General features: G+C 46.6%; 19 protein-coding genes and 2 tRNA genes. 16 read left to right on the top strand and 5 right to left on the bottom strand.

Annotated features, from left to right (window positions below; all coding sequences use genetic code 11):
* Positions 1–6: 6 nt before the first annotated feature.
* Together TPET_RS07300 and TPET_RS07295 are read right to left on the bottom strand one after the other, a co-directional pair.
* The gene (locus TPET_RS07300; protein ID WP_029682982.1) at positions 7–387 is read right to left on the bottom strand and encodes a SoxR reducing system RseC family protein; all 381 of its coding nucleotides are present in this window, start codon (positions 385–387) and stop codon (positions 7–9) included.
* Between the two features lie 16 nt (positions 388–403).
* Positions 404–1,828: an RtcB family protein gene (locus tag TPET_RS07295; RefSeq protein WP_011943893.1), complete on the bottom strand. Its 1,425-nt coding sequence runs from the start codon at positions 1,826–1,828 to the stop codon at positions 404–406.
* A 50-nt stretch (positions 1,829–1,878) separates the two neighbouring features.
* Between TPET_RS07295 and TPET_RS07290 the strand changes: the two genes are divergently transcribed.
* Genes TPET_RS07290 through fliE form a run of 9 tightly spaced genes read left to right on the top strand, consistent with a single transcriptional unit; the run spans position 1,879 to position 10,961 of the window.
* Positions 1,879–2,373, top strand: a complete 495-nt coding sequence (locus TPET_RS07290; protein ID WP_011943892.1) for a Mut7-C RNAse domain-containing protein — start codon at positions 1,879–1,881, stop codon at positions 2,371–2,373.
* On the top strand, positions 2,315–4,582 hold the full coding sequence (locus TPET_RS07285) for an ATP-binding protein (RefSeq protein ID WP_048810884.1): 2,268 nt from the start codon (positions 2,315–2,317) through the stop codon (positions 4,580–4,582). Before TPET_RS07290 ends, TPET_RS07285 begins: the two co-directional genes overlap by 59 nt.
* A 4-nt stretch (positions 4,583–4,586) precedes the next feature.
* Entirely contained in the window at positions 4,587–4,937 is a 351-nt protein-coding gene (locus TPET_RS07280; protein WP_011943890.1) for a response regulator, read from the top strand.
* Positions 4,938–4,958: 21 nt separating this feature from the next.
* Positions 4,959–7,718, top strand: coding sequence for an isoleucine--tRNA ligase (gene ileS, locus TPET_RS07275; protein ID WP_011943889.1), 2,760 nt, complete (start codon positions 4,959–4,961; stop codon positions 7,716–7,718).
* A 4-nt stretch (positions 7,719–7,722) separates the two neighbouring features.
* Positions 7,723–8,805: a type IV pilus twitching motility protein PilT gene (locus TPET_RS07270; RefSeq protein ID WP_004081558.1), complete on the top strand. Its 1,083-nt coding sequence runs from the start codon at positions 7,723–7,725 to the stop codon at positions 8,803–8,805.
* Between the two features lie 17 nt (positions 8,806–8,822).
* Positions 8,823–9,851: a peptide chain release factor 1 gene (prfA, locus tag TPET_RS07265; RefSeq protein ID WP_011943888.1), complete on the top strand. Its 1,029-nt coding sequence runs from the start codon at positions 8,823–8,825 to the stop codon at positions 9,849–9,851.
* Between the two features lie 16 nt (positions 9,852–9,867).
* Positions 9,868–10,251 (top strand): flagellar basal body rod protein FlgB, encoded by a 384-nt coding sequence (gene flgB / locus TPET_RS07260; RefSeq protein ID WP_004081560.1) that lies wholly within the window; start codon positions 9,868–9,870, stop codon positions 10,249–10,251.
* Complete coding sequence (gene flgC / locus TPET_RS07255) at positions 10,248–10,670, top strand: flagellar basal body rod protein FlgC (protein WP_011943887.1); 423 nt, start codon at positions 10,248–10,250, stop codon at positions 10,668–10,670. The genes flgB and flgC overlap by 4 nt, the downstream gene beginning before the upstream one ends.
* A 6-nt stretch (positions 10,671–10,676) precedes the next feature.
* A complete protein-coding gene (gene fliE, locus TPET_RS07250; protein WP_011943886.1) occupies positions 10,677–10,961 on the top strand; it encodes a flagellar hook-basal body complex protein FliE in 285 nt (94 codons plus the stop codon).
* On the opposite strand, the gene TPET_RS07245 is transcribed toward fliE, so the two are convergent.
* Entirely contained in the window at positions 10,942–11,316 is a 375-nt protein-coding gene (locus tag TPET_RS07245; RefSeq protein ID WP_011943885.1) for a cyclophilin-like fold protein, read from the bottom strand. The genes fliE and TPET_RS07245 overlap by 20 nt on opposite strands.
* 49 nt (positions 11,317–11,365) lie before the next feature.
* A tRNA-Leu gene (locus tag TPET_RS07240) sits at positions 11,366–11,455 on the bottom strand.
* A 122-nt stretch (positions 11,456–11,577) separates the two neighbouring features.
* Here TPET_RS07240 and sufC point away from each other — a divergent pair.
* Genes sufC through sufU form a run of 5 tightly spaced genes read left to right on the top strand, consistent with a single transcriptional unit; the run spans position 11,578 to position 16,458 of the window.
* Entirely contained in the window at positions 11,578–12,318 is a 741-nt protein-coding gene (sufC, locus tag TPET_RS07235) for a Fe-S cluster assembly ATPase SufC (protein WP_004081564.1), read from the top strand.
* Positions 12,315–13,709: a Fe-S cluster assembly protein SufB gene (gene sufB, locus TPET_RS07230; RefSeq protein ID WP_011943884.1), complete on the top strand. Its 1,395-nt coding sequence runs from the start codon at positions 12,315–12,317 to the stop codon at positions 13,707–13,709. The genes sufC and sufB overlap by 4 nt, the downstream gene beginning before the upstream one ends.
* 10 nt (positions 13,710–13,719) lie before the next feature.
* Entirely contained in the window at positions 13,720–14,826 is a 1,107-nt protein-coding gene (locus tag TPET_RS07225) for a SufD family Fe-S cluster assembly protein (protein ID WP_011943883.1), read from the top strand.
* The gene (locus TPET_RS07220; RefSeq protein WP_011943882.1) at positions 14,804–16,045 is read left to right on the top strand and encodes a SufS family cysteine desulfurase; all 1,242 of its coding nucleotides are present in this window, start codon (positions 14,804–14,806) and stop codon (positions 16,043–16,045) included. The genes TPET_RS07225 and TPET_RS07220 overlap by 23 nt, the downstream gene beginning before the upstream one ends.
* Positions 16,042–16,458, top strand: coding sequence for a Fe-S cluster assembly sulfur transfer protein SufU (sufU, locus tag TPET_RS07215; RefSeq protein WP_011943881.1), 417 nt, complete (start codon positions 16,042–16,044; stop codon positions 16,456–16,458). The genes TPET_RS07220 and sufU overlap by 4 nt, the downstream gene beginning before the upstream one ends.
* Here sufU and TPET_RS07210 read toward each other — a convergent pair.
* On the bottom strand, positions 16,436–17,422 hold the full coding sequence (locus TPET_RS07210; RefSeq protein ID WP_011943880.1) for a phospholipase C/P1 nuclease family protein: 987 nt from the start codon (positions 17,420–17,422) through the stop codon (positions 16,436–16,438). The genes sufU and TPET_RS07210 overlap by 23 nt on opposite strands.
* A gap of 47 nt (positions 17,423–17,469) precedes the next feature.
* Between TPET_RS07210 and TPET_RS07205 the strand changes: the two genes are divergently transcribed.
* The gene (locus tag TPET_RS07205; RefSeq protein ID WP_011943879.1) at positions 17,470–18,075 is read left to right on the top strand and encodes a histidine phosphatase family protein; all 606 of its coding nucleotides are present in this window, start codon (positions 17,470–17,472) and stop codon (positions 18,073–18,075) included.
* Positions 18,076–18,112: 37 nt separating this feature from the next.
* A tRNA-Cys gene (locus TPET_RS07200) sits at positions 18,113–18,189 on the top strand.
* The last annotated feature ends 16 nt before the right edge of the window (positions 18,190–18,205 follow it).

Genomic DNA, 18,205 nt, shown 5'->3' with positions numbered 1-18,205 from the left:
CACCTCCTAAGAGACCTTCCTGAGGATTCTAGGAGGTTTTCTGTCTTTTCTTCTGAAACGAAGCAGAGAATAATAGATGAAAACGCTTCCCAGCGCAAGTACGAAGGTTACCCAATCTTTCAGCCTAAAAAGGTATCCAGTTATCACAGTCACCGCGAATATCACAAGGGGAAGAAAATAAACGAGTGTTGATACCTTCAAAGGATCGTACTCGGGTATGTCTACCACAACCTCATCACCGGGCTTCAAATCTTCTCCGTTCCAGTCTATCTCGAGTTTTATCTCGTTGTTGGAAAGACAGATGTTCTTTGCCGGGCAACTCCCACAAGCGCTCGTTCTAGCTTTTGCCACCACCACTTTCCCGTCTTTCACTTCTCGAACATACATTTTTTCTACGATGGTATCACCCCTTCACAACACCAAGAGGAATCATCCTGGCCACTCTTCTCGAAATACCTATCTCATGAACGATCTGCACCACTCTGTCCACGTCTTTGTAAACTTCAGGAGCTTCTTCAACCAGAGTCTTTTTACTTTTACTCATGACGACAATATTCTTTTCTGCCAGTTCATCGAGAACTTCCCTGTAATCCAGCTTCTTCAGGGCAGCAGACCTTCCAAGGACTCTCCCCGCTCCGTGTGCGGTGGAACCGAAGGCCTTTTCTTCGGCTTTCTTTGTTCCCACCAGAAGATAGGAAGCAGTCCCCATGTCACCCGGTATGATGACGGGCTGTCCCACTTCTCTGTAGATCGAAGGAACCTTTTCGCTTCCGGGACCAAGAGAACGTGTGGCACCCTTTCTGTGGACAACCAGTTTTCTTCTTTTTCCGTCAACTTCGTACTCTTCCACTTTTGCGATGTTATGAGCAACGTCGTAGATGAGATCAACACGTGTGTCTCTCCCGAACACTTTCCAGAAAGCTTTTCTAACGAGATGCCCGAGGATCTCCCTGTTCGCGAACGCGTAGTTTGCCGCGCAATTCATGGCAGAATAATAGGCCTGTCCGAGTGGATGTTCGAACGGAGCGTTTATAAGCTGTTTGTCGGGTAGATTTTTGTTGTGTTCTTTCAGTTTATCCCTCATGAGCCTTATGTAGTCGGTTGCAACCTGATGTCCGAATCCTCTGCTTCCGGAGTGGATCATTACCGTGATGGTACCGATCTCCAGTCCGAAGAATTCAGCGAGTTCTTCGTCGTATATTTCCTGAACCATCTGAACCTCCACGAAGTGGTTCCCCGCACCAAGAGTTCCGAGCTCGTCATTTCCTCTCTCGAATGCTTCTTCCGATACGTGTGAGGGATCCGCTGGGTGTATCTTCCCACCGTCTTCGATTCTTTCCAGATCTTCCTCAAGACCGTACCCTGCTTTGACAGCCCACTCCGCACCTTCAACGAGAACCTTCCTGAGCCCTTTCTTGCCGAGGACGATGTCACCTGTTGAACCAACACCCGCGGGAACGAATTCGTATATAGCTTCGACGAGAGGTCTTATTCTATCTTTCACATCTTCGTAAGTGAGATCTGTTTTCATCAGGCGTACTCCACAGTTTATATCGAAACCCACACCACCCGGTGAGATGACTCCTTCTCTCACATCGAAGGCGGCGACTCCCCCTATTGGGAATCCGTAACCCCAGTGTATGTCTGGCATGGCGAGGGCGTATTTCACGATACCGGGAAGCGTGGCCACGTTCACGAGCTGTTTCATCGCTTCCCTGAATTGAGGATCGTTCACACTCTCAGCGTCTGTGAACACGATCGCGTCAACCTTCATATTCCCTTCTTTTGGAATTTTCCAGATGTATTTATCGAGTCTTTCTATCTTCATAATTTCTCCCTCCCACTTTTAGTTTATCATTAAATAGTGGAGGATAGATTATGAGTGAGGTTCGTTTCGCTGTCGACACTACACTGGTACCACTCGCAAAAAAGTTGAGAACCCTCGGGTTGGATGTGAAGGTTTGCTGCTCTGAAGAACCCGGGAAAGTCCTTCTGATTTGCAGAAAAGAGGGTAGAATTCTTCTCACAAAAAGATCTTCTCTTATAAAATTTTTCGAAAAATATGGACAGAAAGTCTTTTATATCGAAAACGAAAAAGATTTGAAAACTGTGGTAGAACATTTTAAACTGAAACCAGAGCATGCAAGGTGCCCGTACTGTAACAGAGAACTCTTGCCGACACCACGTGAGGAAGTGATCGAAAAGGTGCCTCTGTACGTTTTTCTGAACGCAGAGAAATTCTCCAGATGTCCCAGCTGCGGAAGAATCTTTTGGAGAGGATCTCATTTAGACTGGATCAAGGAAGTGATACCAGATGATTCCGGAGGGGCTGAAACAGATAAAGGGAATAAAGATTCTGGAAAGCGGAGATGAAATTCCTCAAGAAGGGTTCATCTGTAGATTTGGAAAGCACACAGTTGTGACAAGTGATGAGGAGTCTTTTGAAATCGTCAGACTTTACAAAAGACTCACCGTTTATGAGCTGCTGCTCTCTCTTGTGGATTCAATGTGTGCCCACTCGAAAGAAGAAGCTCTCAGGTTTTCCCTCAAAAAAGCCAGAGAATTTCTGGATGCGGAAGAAGTCTATCTGATAGAAGGTGATGTTTCTCATTCCCCGAAGGGGGAGAAACTCTCCATCGACGAGATAAAAAAGAAACATCCAGAAGCGAAGGTGAGAGAGTGGAAGAACAAACTGCATCTTGTTGTGGTTCGCGATGAGGCACTCGATGAAGAAGAAGAGATACTCTGTACGAAACTTTTAGAATTCGTCGGAAACGTATCAGAAAAGCTCTGGAGACTTAAAGAAGAAGTCCAGAAATTGAAAAAGTCGTACGAAGAACAGCTGAAAGTTTCAGAGATACAGAAAGAACACATAAAGAAAATGAGAATAATTTACCACGTCAGCCAGGCCATGAGATCTGTTTACGACCCGAACAACCTTTACCGGGTGATTCTACTCAGTCTTGTCTCAGAAAGAGGATTCAGTTTCGACCGTGCCGTTCTTCTCAAGAAAGATGAAAACACGAATTCCCTGGTAGTTGTTTCTGCGATGGGTGGTGATACTCCTCAGGAACATGAAGAACTCAAGAGATACCTCAGAAAAAGAACCTTGAGATACACAGATCTGGTACAGTTTCTAAGGGAAGAGGCACTCACATTTTCATTTGAGACGAAATTCAACGAAAAAATAAGAGGGAAGAGATTTTACTACAGAGAACACCCGATATTTGAGAGGGTGGTTTTGAGAAAGAGTATAGTGAGGACTTCGAGAGAAACCATCGAAAAAATCAGTCACGGAGTGGAAGACGTCATAAGTATCCTTGAAAACGACGAGTTCATGGTCTTTCCACTCGTTGGGCGATGGGACACTCTCGGTGTTGTGGTGGTGGATAACAAATTCAGCAAAAAAGAAGTCACCGATCTGGATCTGGACGTGCTCAAACTCTTTTCTGAAAGTGCAGGTCTTGCTCTGGAGAATGCATACAATTATGAAAGTTTGAGAGAGAAAACACTGGATCTTCAACGTCAAAACGAACTCGTGGAACACCTCAGGAACTTCAGCGAAAGCATTCTGGAAAGCCTGGAAACAGCCATCATAACACTGAGTAAAGATGGGCGCGTAACTGAATGGAACAGAAAGGCAGAACAACTGTTTGGCCTTAAGAAAGAAACCGCATTCGGGAGAAGGCTCAAAGATCTCCCCGGCTTTGAAGAGATCGGATCTGTCGCAGAAAGCGTTTTTGAAAACAGAGAACCTGTGTTTCTCAACTTCTACAAATTCGGAGAAAAGTATTTCAACATAAGATTTTCTCCCTTTAGAAACGCCAAAACACAGCTGCTCGAAGGAGTTATCATCACGATCGACGATGTCACAGAACTTTACAAATACGAAGAGGAAAGAAAAAGAAGAGAAAGGCTCTCCATACTGGGAGAGATGACCGCAAGGGTCGCCCACGAGATAAGGAACCCGATAACGATAATAGGCGGCTTCATAATGCGTATGAAAAAACACCTTGACGATCCAGAGACGCTGAAAAAATACGTCAACATAATAACGAACGAGTTATCCAGACTTGAGACGATCGTCAAGGAAATCTTAGAATACAGCAAAGAACGGCAGGTGCTTGAATTCACCGAGTTCAACTTGAATGAACTCATAAGAGAAGTTTACGTTCTATTCGAGGAAAAGATCAGAAAGATGAACATAGACTTTTGCTTTGAAACGGACAACGAAGACCTCAGGATTGATGCCGATAGGACGAGGATAAAACAGGTACTGATAAACCTTGTTCAAAATGCAATAGAAGCGACAGGGGAAAATGGTAAGATAAAGATAACGTCGGAAGATATGTACACCAGAGTGAGAGTGAGTGTCTGGAATTCGGGTCCCCCCATACCGGAGGAGCTGAAAGAAAAGATATTCTCACCGTTCTTCACCACAAAGACTCAGGGAACAGGTTTAGGACTTTCAATCTGCAGAAAGATCATAGAGGATGAACACGGAGGAAAAATATGGACGGAAAACAGAGAAAACGGGGTTGTTTTCATCTTTGAAATTCCAAAGACACCAGAAAAGAGGTGAGAGAATGAAAAGGATACTGGTTGTCGATGATGAGCCGAACATAAGGGAACTTCTGAAAGAGGAACTTCAGGAAGAGGGTTACGAAATTGACACGGCAGAAAACGGGGAGGAAGCCTTGAAGAAATTCTTCTCTGGAAACTACGACCTGGTGATTCTCGACATAGAGATGCCCGGCATCAGTGGACTGGAGGTAGCCGGTGAGATCAGAAAGAAAAAGAAAGACGCAAAGATCATTCTGCTCACGGCCTATTCTCATTATAGAGCCGATCTTTCATCGTGGGCAGCGGATGAATACGTTGTGAAGTCGTTCAACTTCGACGAATTGAAAGAGAAAGTGAAGAAGCTACTTTCGTGACGCAGGAGGTGTAAAGAGTTGATGGACTACAAAAACACGCTGAACTTGCCAAAAACTTCATTTCCGATGAAGGCAAACTTGGTGAACAAAGAAAAAGTGTTTCTCGAAGAATGGGAAAAGATGGATCTTTACAACTACGTACTCGAACAGAGAAAAGGAAAACCCCTTTTTGTTCTGCACGATGGGCCTCCGTACGCAAACGGCCACATCCACATCGGAACGGCTCTGAACAAGATTCTGAAGGACATCGTCGTCAAATACAAAACGATGAGAGGATACAGGGCACCGTACGTTCCTGGCTGGGACACCCACGGTCTTCCCATAGAACACAGGGTGTCTCAGGAACTGGGTGAAAAGATAAAAGAAATGTCACCCGCGGAGATCAGAAAGAAGTGTGAGGAATTCGCTCTCAGATTCGTTGATATACAGAGAGAAGAATTTAAAAGACTCGGTGTTCGGGGAGACTGGGAAAATCCATACATCACGCTGAAGCCAGACTACGAGGTGAAAATACTGGATGTTTTCAAAACCCTTGTAGAGGAGGGAAACGTTTACAGATCGTTGAAACCCATCTACTGGTGTCCGAGATGCAGAACTGCCCTCGCGGAAGCGGAAATCGAATACCACGATCATAAATCTCCTTCCATATACGTGAAGTTCAGATCCAAAGAAGATCCGAATTTCTTCATCGTGATATGGACCACAACACCCTGGACACTACCGGCAAACGTTGGTATCGCTCTGCACCCGGATTACGAATACTCGGTGGTGAAGGTCGGAGAGGAAAAATGGGTCATCGCAACAGATCTTCTCGATGCTTTTTCGAAGGAGACTGGAATCGACTGTTCCAATGTCGTCGAGAAAATAAAAGGAAAGGATCTGGAAGGAAAAGAGTTCGTTCATCCCATCTTCGATGACAAAACCTCCAGAGTCATTCTTGCCGATTACGTATCTCTCGAAACAGGAACGGGCTGTGTCCACATAGCCCCCGGTCACGGTGAAGAAGACTACATCTACGGTCATGTGCAATACGGTCTTCCCATCGTCTCTCCCGTTGATGAGGAGGGACGTTTCACGGAAGAAGCGGGAAAATACAAGGGAATGTTCATAGAAGATGCCAACGAGGTGATCATAGAGGATCTAAAGAAAAAAGGAATCCTGGTTCACGCGTCAAGTATCACACACTCCTACCCACACTGCTGGCGCTGTAAGGGGCCTGTGATCTTCAGAGCAACCGAGCAGTGGTTCATTTCTGTGGATCACAACAACCTCAGGCAGAAAGTGCTGGAAGAAATAGACAAGGTGAAGTGGATACCGGAATGGGGCCGGAACAGAATCAGATCCATGGTGGAGGAAAGGCCCGACTGGTGTATCTCAAGACAGCGTGTCTGGGGAACTCCCATACCAGCGGTCAAGTGCAAGGAATGCGGAGAAGTGACTCTCGATCCGAAGGTGATAGAACACTTCATGAAAATCGTTGAAAAAGAAGGTACAAACGCCTGGTTTGAAAAAGAGGTGGAAGAACTCATCCCCGAAGATTTCGTGTGTCCAAAATGCGGCAAGCGATCTTTCGAAAAAATGCTGGATACACTCGACGTATGGATAGATTCTGGTGCCTCCTTCGAATACATAACCACGAAGAGAGAAGATCACCCGTTCCCCCTCGACATGTACCTTGAAGGTAGCGATCAGCACAGGGGATGGTTCCATTCTTCCATCTTCCTTGCCGTCGCAAAGAGGGGGTCCGCACCTTACAAAGAAGTGCTAACACACGGATTCATAAAGGACGAACAGGGAAGAAAGATGAGCAAGTCCCTCGGAAACGTAGTGGATCCCATGGAAGTGGTGGAAAAATACGGTGCCGAGATTCTGAGACTGTGGCTTGCGAGCAGCGACTACTTCAACGACATAAAGATATCCATGAGGATCGTCGAACAACAAACGGAAGTTTACAGGAAGATAAGAAACACGTTCCGATTCCTCCTTGGAAATCTAGAGGGCTTTGATCCTGAACTCGACAGAGTTCCTTATGAAAAACTCTTGACGATCGACAGATGGGCCCTTGGACGACTGCAGGAGATCATAAAACGCGCCACCGAATATTACGACAGCTACGAATTCTCGAAGGTTTACAATCTCGTGGTGAAGTACTGCACAACAGAACTCAGCTCCCTCTACCTGGACGTCGTAAAGGACAGACTCTACGTGGAAGCGAAGGATTCAATATACAGAAGATCGGCGCAGACGGTGATGCACGAAATTCTCATTGCCCTGATGAAGATCCTTGCACCCATCATGACTTTCACGATGGAAGAGGTTTACTCCCACCTTCATGAAAAGGACAGAAAATACAAGACGGTTCAGGCGGAATACTGGCCAGAGTACAAAGAAGAGTTCATCGATAGAGAGCTCATGGAAGATTTCGAAAAACTCCTCTCCATAAGAGAAGACGTGTTGAAGGCCCTCGAGGAGAAGAGACAGCAAGATGTGATCGGTCACTCTCTCGACGCTGAGGTCGTACTTGTACCCAAAAATGACACCATCAAAGCGCTTCTGGAAAAATACAGAGACATACTCGAAGAACTCTTCATAGTATCGAAGGTATCCCTTTCGGACGCTTCGGGAGAATTGAAAGGAGAACTGGTAGAGGTGACCGTCAAACACGCAGAGGGTGAAAAATGTCAGAGGTGCTGGAAATACACAACGGAGATCTCCACTTCCGAAGATTTCCCGGGAGTTTGTCCAAGGTGTCTGGCTGTTTTGAAAGGAGAAAGGAAGTGACAGCGTGGAAGACATGAAAGTTTCTTTTCTGAAGATCATCACAGAAGCGTACGGTTTGAGGGCAACCGATGTGCACATCTCGGTGGGTTGCCCTCCTTATTACCGTATAGATGGGGACCTTGTACCTCAGGAAAAGTACGGAAAACTCACAAAAGAATCTATAATGAACGCTCTGAAAGATCTGTTCACTGAGATCGGACAGCCGTTCCCACCTAAAACGAAAGAAGTGGATTTTTCCTTTACCGTGGCAGAAGCGATAAGGGTGAGGGGAAACCTCTATTACGAGAGAAAAAACCCCGCTCTCGCTTTCAGGTTGATACCAAAAAAGATCAGAACTTTTCAGGAACTGGGACTACCAGAGATCTTGAAAACATTCGTTGAGAGAAAGTACGGCTTGATATTGGTGGCTGGTCCCACAGGAAGCGGAAAATCCACCACACTCGCCGCCATGATAGATCACATCAACGAAAATTTCCCACACCACATAATAACGATAGAAGACCCGATAGAATACGTTTTCACAAACAAAAAATCTGTGATTCACCAGAGAGAACTCGGTTCAGACACGGACTCTTTCTACAACGGATTGAAGTACGCTCTGAGGCAGGACCCGGATGTGATCCTCGTGGGAGAAATGAGAGACCTTGAGACAATGGCTCTCGCTCTCACCGCGGCGGAAACGGGACACCTCGTTCTTGCCACGGTTCACACGAACTCCGCGGCTTCCGCACCTGAGAGAATCATAGATGTTTTTCCAGCACATCAGCAAAGACAGATCGCTCTTCAGCTCGCGAACACCTTGATCGCCGTGATTTATCAGAGGCTTGTACCGAAAGCCAACGGAATAGGTTTCACTCCGATCCTGGAGATCATGGTGGGAACTCCGGCCGTGAGGAACCTGATAAGAGAAAACAAACTCCACCAGCTCGAATCTCTGATACAGGCTGGTGCGAGACACGGAATGGTCCTCTTCGATGACGCACTCGTGAAAGCCGCACTCAAAGGAGAGATATCCAGAGAATCCGCTCTGCAGTTTGCCAGGAACCAGGAGGAGGTGGCTCGAAGATTAGGAATGAAGCCCTCGTAGAGAAGATCTCCTCGATAGTGAAAGAAAAGAAAAAAGAGATCGAAAAGCTCCTCGCCAGGCCAGATCTGACTCCCGAACAGATGAAGAACTACGGGATGGAATACGCAAAGATAGAAGAAATAGAGAACATCACAAACAGAATAAAAGAAACTCAAGAGTTCATCGAACTTTTGAGAGAAGAAGGAGAAAATGAACTGGAGATAGAAAAGTACGAGAAAGAACTCGATCAGCTCTATCAAGAACTTCTCTTGCTTCTTTCTTCAGAAGTGGGTGATAAAGCAATCGTAGAAATCAGACCCGGCGCAGGTGGAGAAGAAGCCGCTCTCTTCGCGCGGGATCTGTTCAGAATGTACACCAGGTACGCAGAAAGAAAAGGCTGGAACCTCGAAGTCGCTGAAATCCACGAAACGGATCTCGGTGGAATAAGGGAAGTGGTCTTCTTTGTGAAGGGAAAGAACGCTTACGGTATTTTGAAGTACGAAAGCGGTGTCCATAGAGTCCAGAGAGTTCCTGTTACAGAGTCTGGAGGGAGAATCCATACGTCCACCGCTACCGTTGCCGTTCTTCCAGAGATTGAAGAAAAGGATATAGAAATCAGGCCGGAAGACTTGAAGATAGAAACTTTCAGGGCATCGGGACACGGTGGACAGTACGTCAACAAGACCGAATCCGCTGTGAGGATCACACATCTTCCAACGGGAATAGTGGTCTCGTGTCAGAACGAAAGATCTCAGTATCAGAACAAACAAACCGCTCTGAGGATCCTCAGAGCAAGACTCTACCAGCTACAGAAGGAACAGAAAGAAAGGGAGATCTCGCAGAAGAGAAAATCACAGATAGGAACTGGTGAGAGAAGCGAAAAAATCAGAACTTACAACTTCCCCCAGAACAGAGTTACGGATCATAGAATAAACTACACTTCTTATAGACTGCAGGAGATCCTCGATGGAGACCTGGACGAAATCATATCGAAGCTTATAGAACACGACATAGAAAACAACCTAGAGGAAGTTTTAGGAATTGGAGCCTCAGTCGAAGAAAAGTAATAGTGGAGGTGTGAAGATGTTCAACACGAACTTCTACACGCTAAAACAGGCGATGGACGTTGCTCTTTTGAGACAGAACGTTCACTCACTGAACATAGCAAATGTGAGCACACCCGGTTACAAAAGAAAATACGTGGCATTCGAGGAACTTTTGAAGGAATCAGAAATGAAACTGAAGCTTTCGAAGACAAACGAAAAGCACCTCATCGGTTCAAAGAATGTCGTAGAACCACGTGTTCTTGTGGACAACACAACCACCATGAGAAACGATGGAAACAATGTTGATATCGATTACGAGATGGTCCAGCTTGTGAAGAATGGACTCAGGTATCAGGTGCTCACCAGACTCATGTCGCTGAACATAGATAGGTACAATGCCGTGCTGAGGGGTGTCAGATGATGAGCGAATTCGAGATCATGAACATCAGCGCAACTGGAATGTCCGCTCAGAGACTCAGAGTCGAGATCGTCTCAACAAACATAGCGAACGCTGAAACCACCAGAACTGAAACAGGAGAACCTTACAGGAGGAAGGTACCTGTGTTCGCCGAGTATCTGAGAAGAACACCAAATGGTAAAATAGAAAGCGCTGGGGTGAAAGTTGTAAAAATAGAGGAAGACCCTTCACCGTTCAGACTCGTGTACGATCCCGCACACCCTGACGCGGATGAGAACGGATACGTGAGGATGCCCAACGTGAATATCGTTAGAGAAATGGTGGATCTAATAAACGCGCAGAGAGCATACGATGCGAACGTGGCGGCTTTCAATGTGACAAAGGCTATGGTGAACAGCGCCCTTCAGATAGGAAGGGGGTAATGGGTGATGGTTGACAGGATAGAGGGGCTCGGCCCTTTGAGCCAGAGTGGAAAGACTCAAAAGAAAAATGAAAACAACTTTTCAGAAGCGCTGAAAGAAGCCCTGGAAAAGGTAAACGACATACAGAAGAAAGCCGAGAAGGCAGCGGATGATTTCGCCCAGGGCAGGATAAGCAACATACACGAGGTTATAATAGAAGCCGAGAAGGCTTCCATAGCGTTGAGGCTCACCGTCGAAGTAAGAAACAGAATCGTGGAAGCTTACAGAGACATCATGAGGATGCAAATCTGACGGCGACTCTTTCGCCGTCTTTTATTTTTTTCAGATCTTCCAGCCCTTCCACGATCTTTCCTATCACGTTTACAGCACTCGCTGGTTGAATTTTGTCATCGCTCATGGGAGTTTTCCCAAAGAACAGACACAGCGCTTTTCCCGGAGGCCAGTATCCAACGTCTCCTATTTCAACTACTTCCCTTGGGTTTTCCATCTTCTGAACGTTCACAGGAGTTGAGAAGTATATCTCCTCGCCCCAAGTGTTCACGACACTTTCGAATGGAATTTTTTCCTTCAACAATTTGACGACCTCGTATTCCTCATTGAGATCTATCACACATTTTCCACTTTCAAAGAGGAGTTCAACTCTCATGTTCGCTCCCTCCTCAAAGAAGAAGGGCACCTTTTTGGAGGTGCCCGGGTGGTGCCGGGGATCGGACTCGAACCGACACGGGGTTGTGAACCCCAGCGGATTTTAAGTCCGCTGCGTCTGCCAATTCCGCCACCCCGGCTCCTTTTTTTATTATACCACATCGTCAGAAAGATTATTTCAACCTTACAAAAATCAAAACTTATTCATAACAACCGCACGTGTGTTATAATCAATTAGGAAAACATAAGAGGAGGGAACGAAATGCTCAGAATAGTGAATCTGCACGCGAAGCTGAGAGACGAAGACAAGGAAATATTGAAGGGCGTGAATCTGGAGATAGAAAAGGGAGAAGTCCACGTTCTCATGGGTCCAAACGGTAGCGGAAAATCGACCCTCGCGAACGTCATCATGGGAAATCCCAGATACATTGTGACGGAAGGAGACATCGTTTTTGAAGGAAATTCCATAAAGGATCTGCCCCCAAATGAGAGAGCAAAACTCGGTATAATGATGACTTTTCAGAATCCATACGAAGTTGAGGGAGTGAAGCTTTCTCAGTTTCTCATCACAGCTCATCGGAGGATTCATGGAGAGGATAAAAACTACCTGGAGTTGAGGAAAGAACTCGAGGAAACCGCTGAAAAACTCGGTTTAGACAAGGATTTCCTAGAAAGGTACCTGAACGTCGGATTTTCCGGTGGAGAAAAGAAAAGGTCTGAGATCCTTCAGAGTCTCTTCCTTCGACCGAAACTGCTCATCCTCGATGAGATAGACTCGGGTCTCGATGTCGATGCGTTGAGATTGATCGCAAATCTGATAGCTAGACTGAACGAAGAGGGAGTGACACTTCTCATCATCACGCACTACAAAAGACTCCTCGATCACTTGAAGAGAATAGATAAGGTTCACGTTTACGTAGATGGACGTATAGTCACAAGCGGCGGTCCGGAACTGGCAGACGAAATAGAAGAGAAGGGCTACTCCCTGGAGGGTGTGAGATGATGGAAAGACTGATAATTGACGATTCACGATTCAATTTCGTGCCGAAGGTGAAGACCGCCTACAAAGCACCTCCCGGTCTTGACGAGAAGCTGATAAAAGAGATATCCCGTGCGAAAGATGAACCGGAGTGGATGTTAAAGCACAGGTTAGAATCACTGAAAGTGTTCAACGAGTGGCACAATCCCAGATTCGGTGTGGACATATCCGGCCTCGACCTCGGAAAGATAGTCTCCTACATAAAACCCGACGCGAAGAAGAGCACCTCCTGGGAAGAAGTTCCAGAAGAGGTGAAAGAGGCTTTCGATAAACTCGGGATACCGGAAGCGGAAAGAAAGTACCTCGCGGGTGTGGGAGCTCAGCTCGACTCGGAGATTGTCTATCAGAACATGAAGAAAGAGCTTGAAAAGATGGGCGTTATCTTCCTCGATATGGAAAGCGCTGTGAGGGAGTACCCCGATCTTGTGAAGAAATACTTCATGAAACTCGTCCCCATCACCGATCACAAGTTCGCTGCTCTTCATGGAGCCATATGGAGCGGTGGAACCTTCTTGTACGTCCCGGCGGGTGTGAAAATTCCCATGCCGCTTCAGGCGTATTTTCTGATGAGCAATCCCGGTATGGGGCAGTTCGAGCACACCATCATAGTCGCTGAAGAAGGCAGTGAAGTTACCTTCATAGAGGGTTGTTCTGCTCCAAGGTACAACATCATCAATCTTCACGCTGGAATGGTCGAAATATACGTCAAAAAAGGCGCAAAGGTCAAGTACCTCACCATTCAGAACTGGAGCAAGAACACGTACAACCTCAACACAAAGAGATCGATAGTCGACGAAGAAGGGTCGATGACCTGGGTCTCGGGCTCACTGGGAAGTCAGAAGACAATGTTGTATCCAATGACCATACTCAAGGGAAAAGGAGCAAGGGCAGAGAGCATGTCCATCACTTACGCGGGACCGGGACAGCACATGGACACCGGTTCCAAGGTTGTTCACCTCGCTCCATACACGAGTTCGATCGTCAGCGCAAAGAGCATTTCTCTCGGTGGAGGCTGGGCTTTCTACAGAGGCCTTTTGAAAATCACAAAGGAAGCCGTGAAGAGCAAGGCCTCCGTTGAGTGCGCGGCTTTGATGCTCGACAACCGATCGAAGAGTGATACCGTTCCGATCATAGAAGTGGAAACAGACAGGGCAGACGTCGGGCACGAGGCGAGGATTGGAAGGATAGGGGAAGACCAGATTTTCTACCTCATGAGCAGGGGGCTCTCTGAACAGGAAGCAAAGGCGATGATAGTGAAAGGATTCGTTGAACCCGTGGTGAAAGAGCTTCCATTCGAGTACGCCGTTGAGCTGAACAAGTTACTCGAACTGGAAATAGAGAAGAGCATAGGGTGAGGTGTTCATTATGGAAAAGACTCTGGTGATAGAACATGACGGTGAAAAAGCGGTCGTTTGGGAAACTCCTCAGATTTTTTCCGAAAACGATTACGACTACGAAGTGCTTGAAAAGGCCCTGGAGAACACCGGTGGCCCTCTGAAAGAGTGGAGAAAGAAGAAGTACCAGGAGTACAAAGAATGGGGATTTCCGAGATGGAAAAGGTGTAATCTCGATGGTATGTCTCTTCCAGAATTGTCTTTCAAGTGGATAGACCTCGATGTTGATATCTCGCTCCTTGAAAGGCTGGACTTCGAAGGTGCTCACAGGAAATTCGTTCTTCTTGGAGATACGTTCTTTACGGATTTCAGAGTATACGGCGATGGAAAACACGTGATGAGATTCGACGGAGACGGGATCGAAAACGTACTCGTGGTCGTCGAAAAAGAGGCGGAGATCTACAAGCTCTCCAGCACGGATCGATTCAGAAATACGGTGATGAGGATCCTGGTGAAAAAGAACGCATCGCTGAAGTTCTTCAATCTGGACTTTTTTGGGAATTTTTCTTTCGACAACGTGTTCATCGTTCTCGAAGAAGGTGCGAGACTCGTGTTGAGGGATTTCAAAGCGTTCGGTTACAGAAAAACCGGGCATATCCTTGTGAAATTGAACAAATCGAGCAAAGCCGATATAAAATCCTTCTTCTACCAGAATGGATCAGGAATAACCGATTTGCTCTACCTCATGAGATTTGAGGGAGAGGACGCCGAAGGAAAGCTGAAGGGAAATGGTGTAGTGGATGGCGCTGGAAAGATCGTTTTCCGTGGAATCCTGGATGTGAAAAGAGGTTCTAAGAACATCGTCGCAGAAGAAACAGAACACACACTCGTTCTCTCTCCAGACGCCCGAATGGATGCCATTCCGAGTCTCTGGGTGGACGAGAACGATGTCACCGCTTCACACTCTGCGAGTTCTTCCTCTCTCGATGAAGACGAACTCTTCTATCTGATGACCAGAGGCGTTGATGAGATAGAATCCAAGAAATTGATCGTGCGAGGGGTGTTCAACGAGCTGCTCGACGAACTGGACGAGTCGGTGAAGGGAGAGGTAGAAGGTGTTGTCAACAAGATTGTATGAAGACTTTCCCACCCTGAAGATGAAGATTAACGGAAAAAGGATCGTTTATCTGGACAGCGCAGCCACTACACTGAAGCCAAAACAGGTCGTGAAAAAGCTGGAAGAATTCTACTACAACAGCTACGCGAACGTTCACAGAGCGGTTCACACTCTCGCTGTGCGTGCCACCACCGAATTCGAGGAAACCAGGGAGGAGTTCGCAGAGTTTTTAGGTGCTTCTCCAGAGGAGATAATCTTCACCTCGGGCACCACCATGGCCATAAATCTCGCTGTGGTGTCCCTTCTGAGGAGTGGCATATTGAAAGAGGACGATCTGGTTCTGGTTTCCCTTCTGGAACACCACGCGAACTTTGTCCCCTGGCTCAGACTTTCGAAACTCCATGGGTACAGGATCGACTTCATCAAGCCCTCGGGAAGATTCGGAACACTCGAGATGGATGACCTGTTGAAACACAGAGACAAAAACCCGAAAGTCGTTGCCATAACAGGCCTTTCCAACGTGACCGGTCAAAGAATACCCGTTGAAGAGCTGAGAAACGTCTTTCCTAATTCCATCATTCTCCTGGATGGTGCTCAACTGATACCTCATGAACCGGTGAAACCGAAGGAGATAGGAGTAGATTTTCTTGCCTTTTCACTCCACAAGATGCTCGGTCCCACCGGTGTGGGTGTGCTTTACGGAAAGAGAGAGCTGATGGAACAGATGGAACCGTTTCTCTACGGCGGAGAGATGATCGACAGAGTGTCCCTCGAAGACGTCACATTCAACGAATTACCTTACAAGTTCGAAGCGGGAACTCCAAACATAGCGGATATAGTCGCATCCAGGGAAGCCTTGAGGTATTTGAAAGAAACGGGTTTCGATTCAGTTCATGAAAAGATAGAACAGCTCACTCAGATGGCCTTGAAAGAGATGATGAAAATCGGCGGAGTAGAAATCTACGGCCCACTCGACGAAAGACAGCACGGGATAGTCTCGTTCAATGTAAAGGGAATACACCCGCACGATGTGGCTCACATTCTCGATCAGGAGTTTGGAATAGCCGTAAGGAGTGGGCACCACTGCGCACAGCCTCTGATGAGTATTTTGAAAGAACAGTCGCAAATCGATTTTCCAAACTCCACCTGCAGAGCCAGTTTTTACATCTACAACACGGAAGAAGATGTTAAAATTCTCGTTGAAGGTGTGAAAAAAGTAAAGGAGTGGTTTTCAAGATGATGTACTCGGAAGCCATCCTGGACTACGCGAATTCCAAAAAATTCAGAGGAAAACTGGACGATGCCACCGTTATCGAAGAGGGAAAGAACATCTCTTGTGGCGACGAAATCACACTCTACTTGAAGGTGGAAGACGGTGTTGTGAAAGATGCCAAATTCGAGGGAATGGGATGTGTTATCAGTCAGGCTTCGGCTTCTCTGATGCTGGAGAGGATCGTCGGAGAAAGGGTAGAAGAAATATTCTCCCTCATCGAAGAGGCAGAAAAAATGAGCCGGGGTGAAAACTTCGATGAGGGAAAGTTGAAGAACGTAACACTCATGTCAGACATAAAGAACTACCCCGCAAGGGTGAAGTGTTTCATTCTTGCCTGGAAAACCCTGAAAGAGGCGCTCAAAAAGATTTCACGGCCTTGAGAAAATCTATGAGGTATCCCTTCAAGTACGATGATACCTTCCCTATGAGTTCAAGGGTGTAACGTTTCAAAAGAACGAGGTCTCCTCTCCGATCCGCCTCTCTGAATTCTTCAACAGAGACAACGGTGAAGCTTTCCAGATCACCCGTTCTTTCTTTCAGTTTTTCTCCAAAGACCTTCTTTATCTCTCTGTGGACTTTTGGAAAGTGCGATAAAGCGAGTTTTCTCACTTCCTGAACGAGGTGCCACTCGGACTTCAAAAATACAGGTGTAGCTTCTTCGATCGTTTTTATCGTTTCTTCATCTCCGGAATAGATGAGATACGCTAAATAATCATCGTACACGTAATGGGCGTTCATCAACATCTTCATGATGGATCTGTCGAAGAGTGCCTGAAAGATTTCTCCCACCTCACCAGGAGTGTTGTGATAGGGCTGTGATAGATCTTCGATGTAGTGAAGAGCCCTGGCGAGGAACCTGTAGCCCCAGTATCTGTCTCCCTTTCTAAAGGCTTCTTTTGCCATATCGTGGAAGTAGTAAAAACTCTTGTCCGCTTCGAAGAACTCGAGGCCAAGGATTCGATACTTCATGTGACGCACACCCTGACTGTTTCCTATGAGGAACTGATACGGTGACAGATCGAGGCCCTGGTCCATTCCCCAATCCGGCTCCGAAGAGTACACGGTCAGGATCTGCCAGGCAGGAACCTTTTCGTCTTCAGGAGGGGGATTTGGAGGTAAAATTGCTCCTTCCCAGGCAGATATCGTATCTTGACCACACACGTCTTCAAGAACGAGTTTTGAGAGATTGTAAACTCTGTTTTCCTGGTAGTTGTACGGTGTGATGGTGACCATCTCATCTGGTACAATATCTTTCACGATGTAGTAGGTCAAACCTTCGTGACCGCTCCAGGAGAAAACAAGGGCGGAAACGACTATCAGAAAGACGATTGAAAGTTTTCTCAACCCGATCACCTCCAATCAAAGTCTAACACAAAGAGGTGCATAGAAGTATGAAACTCTATCTCATAAGACACGGTGAAACCATCTGGAACGAAAAGGGTCTGTGGCAGGGAATCACGGATGTTCCTCTCAACGAAAAAGGAAGAGAACAGGCAAAAAAGCTGGCAAACAGCCTGGAAAGAGTCGATGCCATTTACTCGAGTCCCCTCAAAAGAAGCCTCGAGACAGCAGAAGAGATCGCCAGGCGCTTTGAAAAAGAAATCATCGTCGAAGAAGATCTGAGAGAATGTGAAATATCACTCTGGAACGGTCTCACAGTGGAAGAAGCCATCAGGGAGTATCCTGTGGAGTTCAAGAAGTGGTCATCGGATCCAAATTTTGGAATGGAAGGTTTAGAATCCATGAGAAATGTACAGAATCGTGTGGTGAAGGCTATCATGAAAATCGTCTCACAGGAGAAGTTGAACGGTTCAGAGAACGTGGTCATCGTATCACACTCTCTGTCTTTGAGAGCTTTCATCTGCTGGGTCCTCGGGCTTCCTCTTTACCTTCACAGAAATTTCAAGCTGGACAACGCGTCCCTCAGTGTGGTGGAAATAGAGAGCAAACCGAGGCTTGTTTTGTTGAACGATACGTGTCACCTTAAGGGATCTTGAACACCCTTGCATATGTGGTATTATATTCTATGTGGATGGCGGCGTAGCCAAGCGGTCAAAGGCGGGGGTCTGCAAAATCCCTATTCGTGGGTTCGAATCCCACCGCCGCCTCCAGAGAGCCAGGCTACAC

Source organism: Thermotoga petrophila RKU-1 (assembly GCF_000016785.1).
In the GTDB taxonomy this organism is placed as follows: domain Bacteria; phylum Thermotogota; class Thermotogae; order Thermotogales; family Thermotogaceae; genus Thermotoga; species Thermotoga petrophila.
The sequence above is the reverse complement of the archived record's forward strand: the minus strand, read 5'-3'. Positions and strand labels throughout refer to the sequence as shown.

Excerpts from the sequence above, each read along its gene's own strand:
- TPET_RS07300 (WP_029682982.1), bottom strand. The coding sequence starts at position 387 with ATGTATGTTCGAGAAGTGAAAGACGGGAAAGTGGTGGTGGCAAAAGCT.
- TPET_RS07295 (WP_011943893.1), bottom strand. The coding sequence starts at position 1,828 with ATGAAGATAGAAAGACTCGATAAATACATCTGGAAAATTCCAAAAGAA.
- TPET_RS07290 (WP_011943892.1), top strand. The coding sequence starts at position 1,879 with ATGAGTGAGGTTCGTTTCGCTGTCGACACTACACTGGTACCACTCGCA.
- TPET_RS07285 (WP_048810884.1), top strand. The coding sequence starts at position 2,315 with ATGATTCCGGAGGGGCTGAAACAGATAAAGGGAATAAAGATTCTGGAA.
- TPET_RS07280 (WP_011943890.1), top strand. The coding sequence starts at position 4,587 with ATGAAAAGGATACTGGTTGTCGATGATGAGCCGAACATAAGGGAACTT.
- ileS (WP_011943889.1), top strand. The coding sequence starts at position 4,959 with ATGGACTACAAAAACACGCTGAACTTGCCAAAAACTTCATTTCCGATG.
- flgB (WP_004081560.1), top strand. The coding sequence starts at position 9,868 with ATGTTCAACACGAACTTCTACACGCTAAAACAGGCGATGGACGTTGCT.
- flgC (WP_011943887.1), top strand. The coding sequence starts at position 10,248 with ATGATGAGCGAATTCGAGATCATGAACATCAGCGCAACTGGAATGTCC.
- fliE (WP_011943886.1), top strand. The coding sequence starts at position 10,677 with ATGGTTGACAGGATAGAGGGGCTCGGCCCTTTGAGCCAGAGTGGAAAG.
- TPET_RS07245 (WP_011943885.1), bottom strand. The coding sequence starts at position 11,316 with ATGAGAGTTGAACTCCTCTTTGAAAGTGGAAAATGTGTGATAGATCTC.
- sufC (WP_004081564.1), top strand. The coding sequence starts at position 11,578 with ATGCTCAGAATAGTGAATCTGCACGCGAAGCTGAGAGACGAAGACAAG.
- sufB (WP_011943884.1), top strand. The coding sequence starts at position 12,315 with ATGATGGAAAGACTGATAATTGACGATTCACGATTCAATTTCGTGCCG.
- TPET_RS07225 (WP_011943883.1), top strand. The coding sequence starts at position 13,720 with ATGGAAAAGACTCTGGTGATAGAACATGACGGTGAAAAAGCGGTCGTT.
- sufU (WP_011943881.1), top strand. The coding sequence starts at position 16,042 with ATGATGTACTCGGAAGCCATCCTGGACTACGCGAATTCCAAAAAATTC.
- TPET_RS07205 (WP_011943879.1), top strand. The coding sequence starts at position 17,470 with ATGAAACTCTATCTCATAAGACACGGTGAAACCATCTGGAACGAAAAG.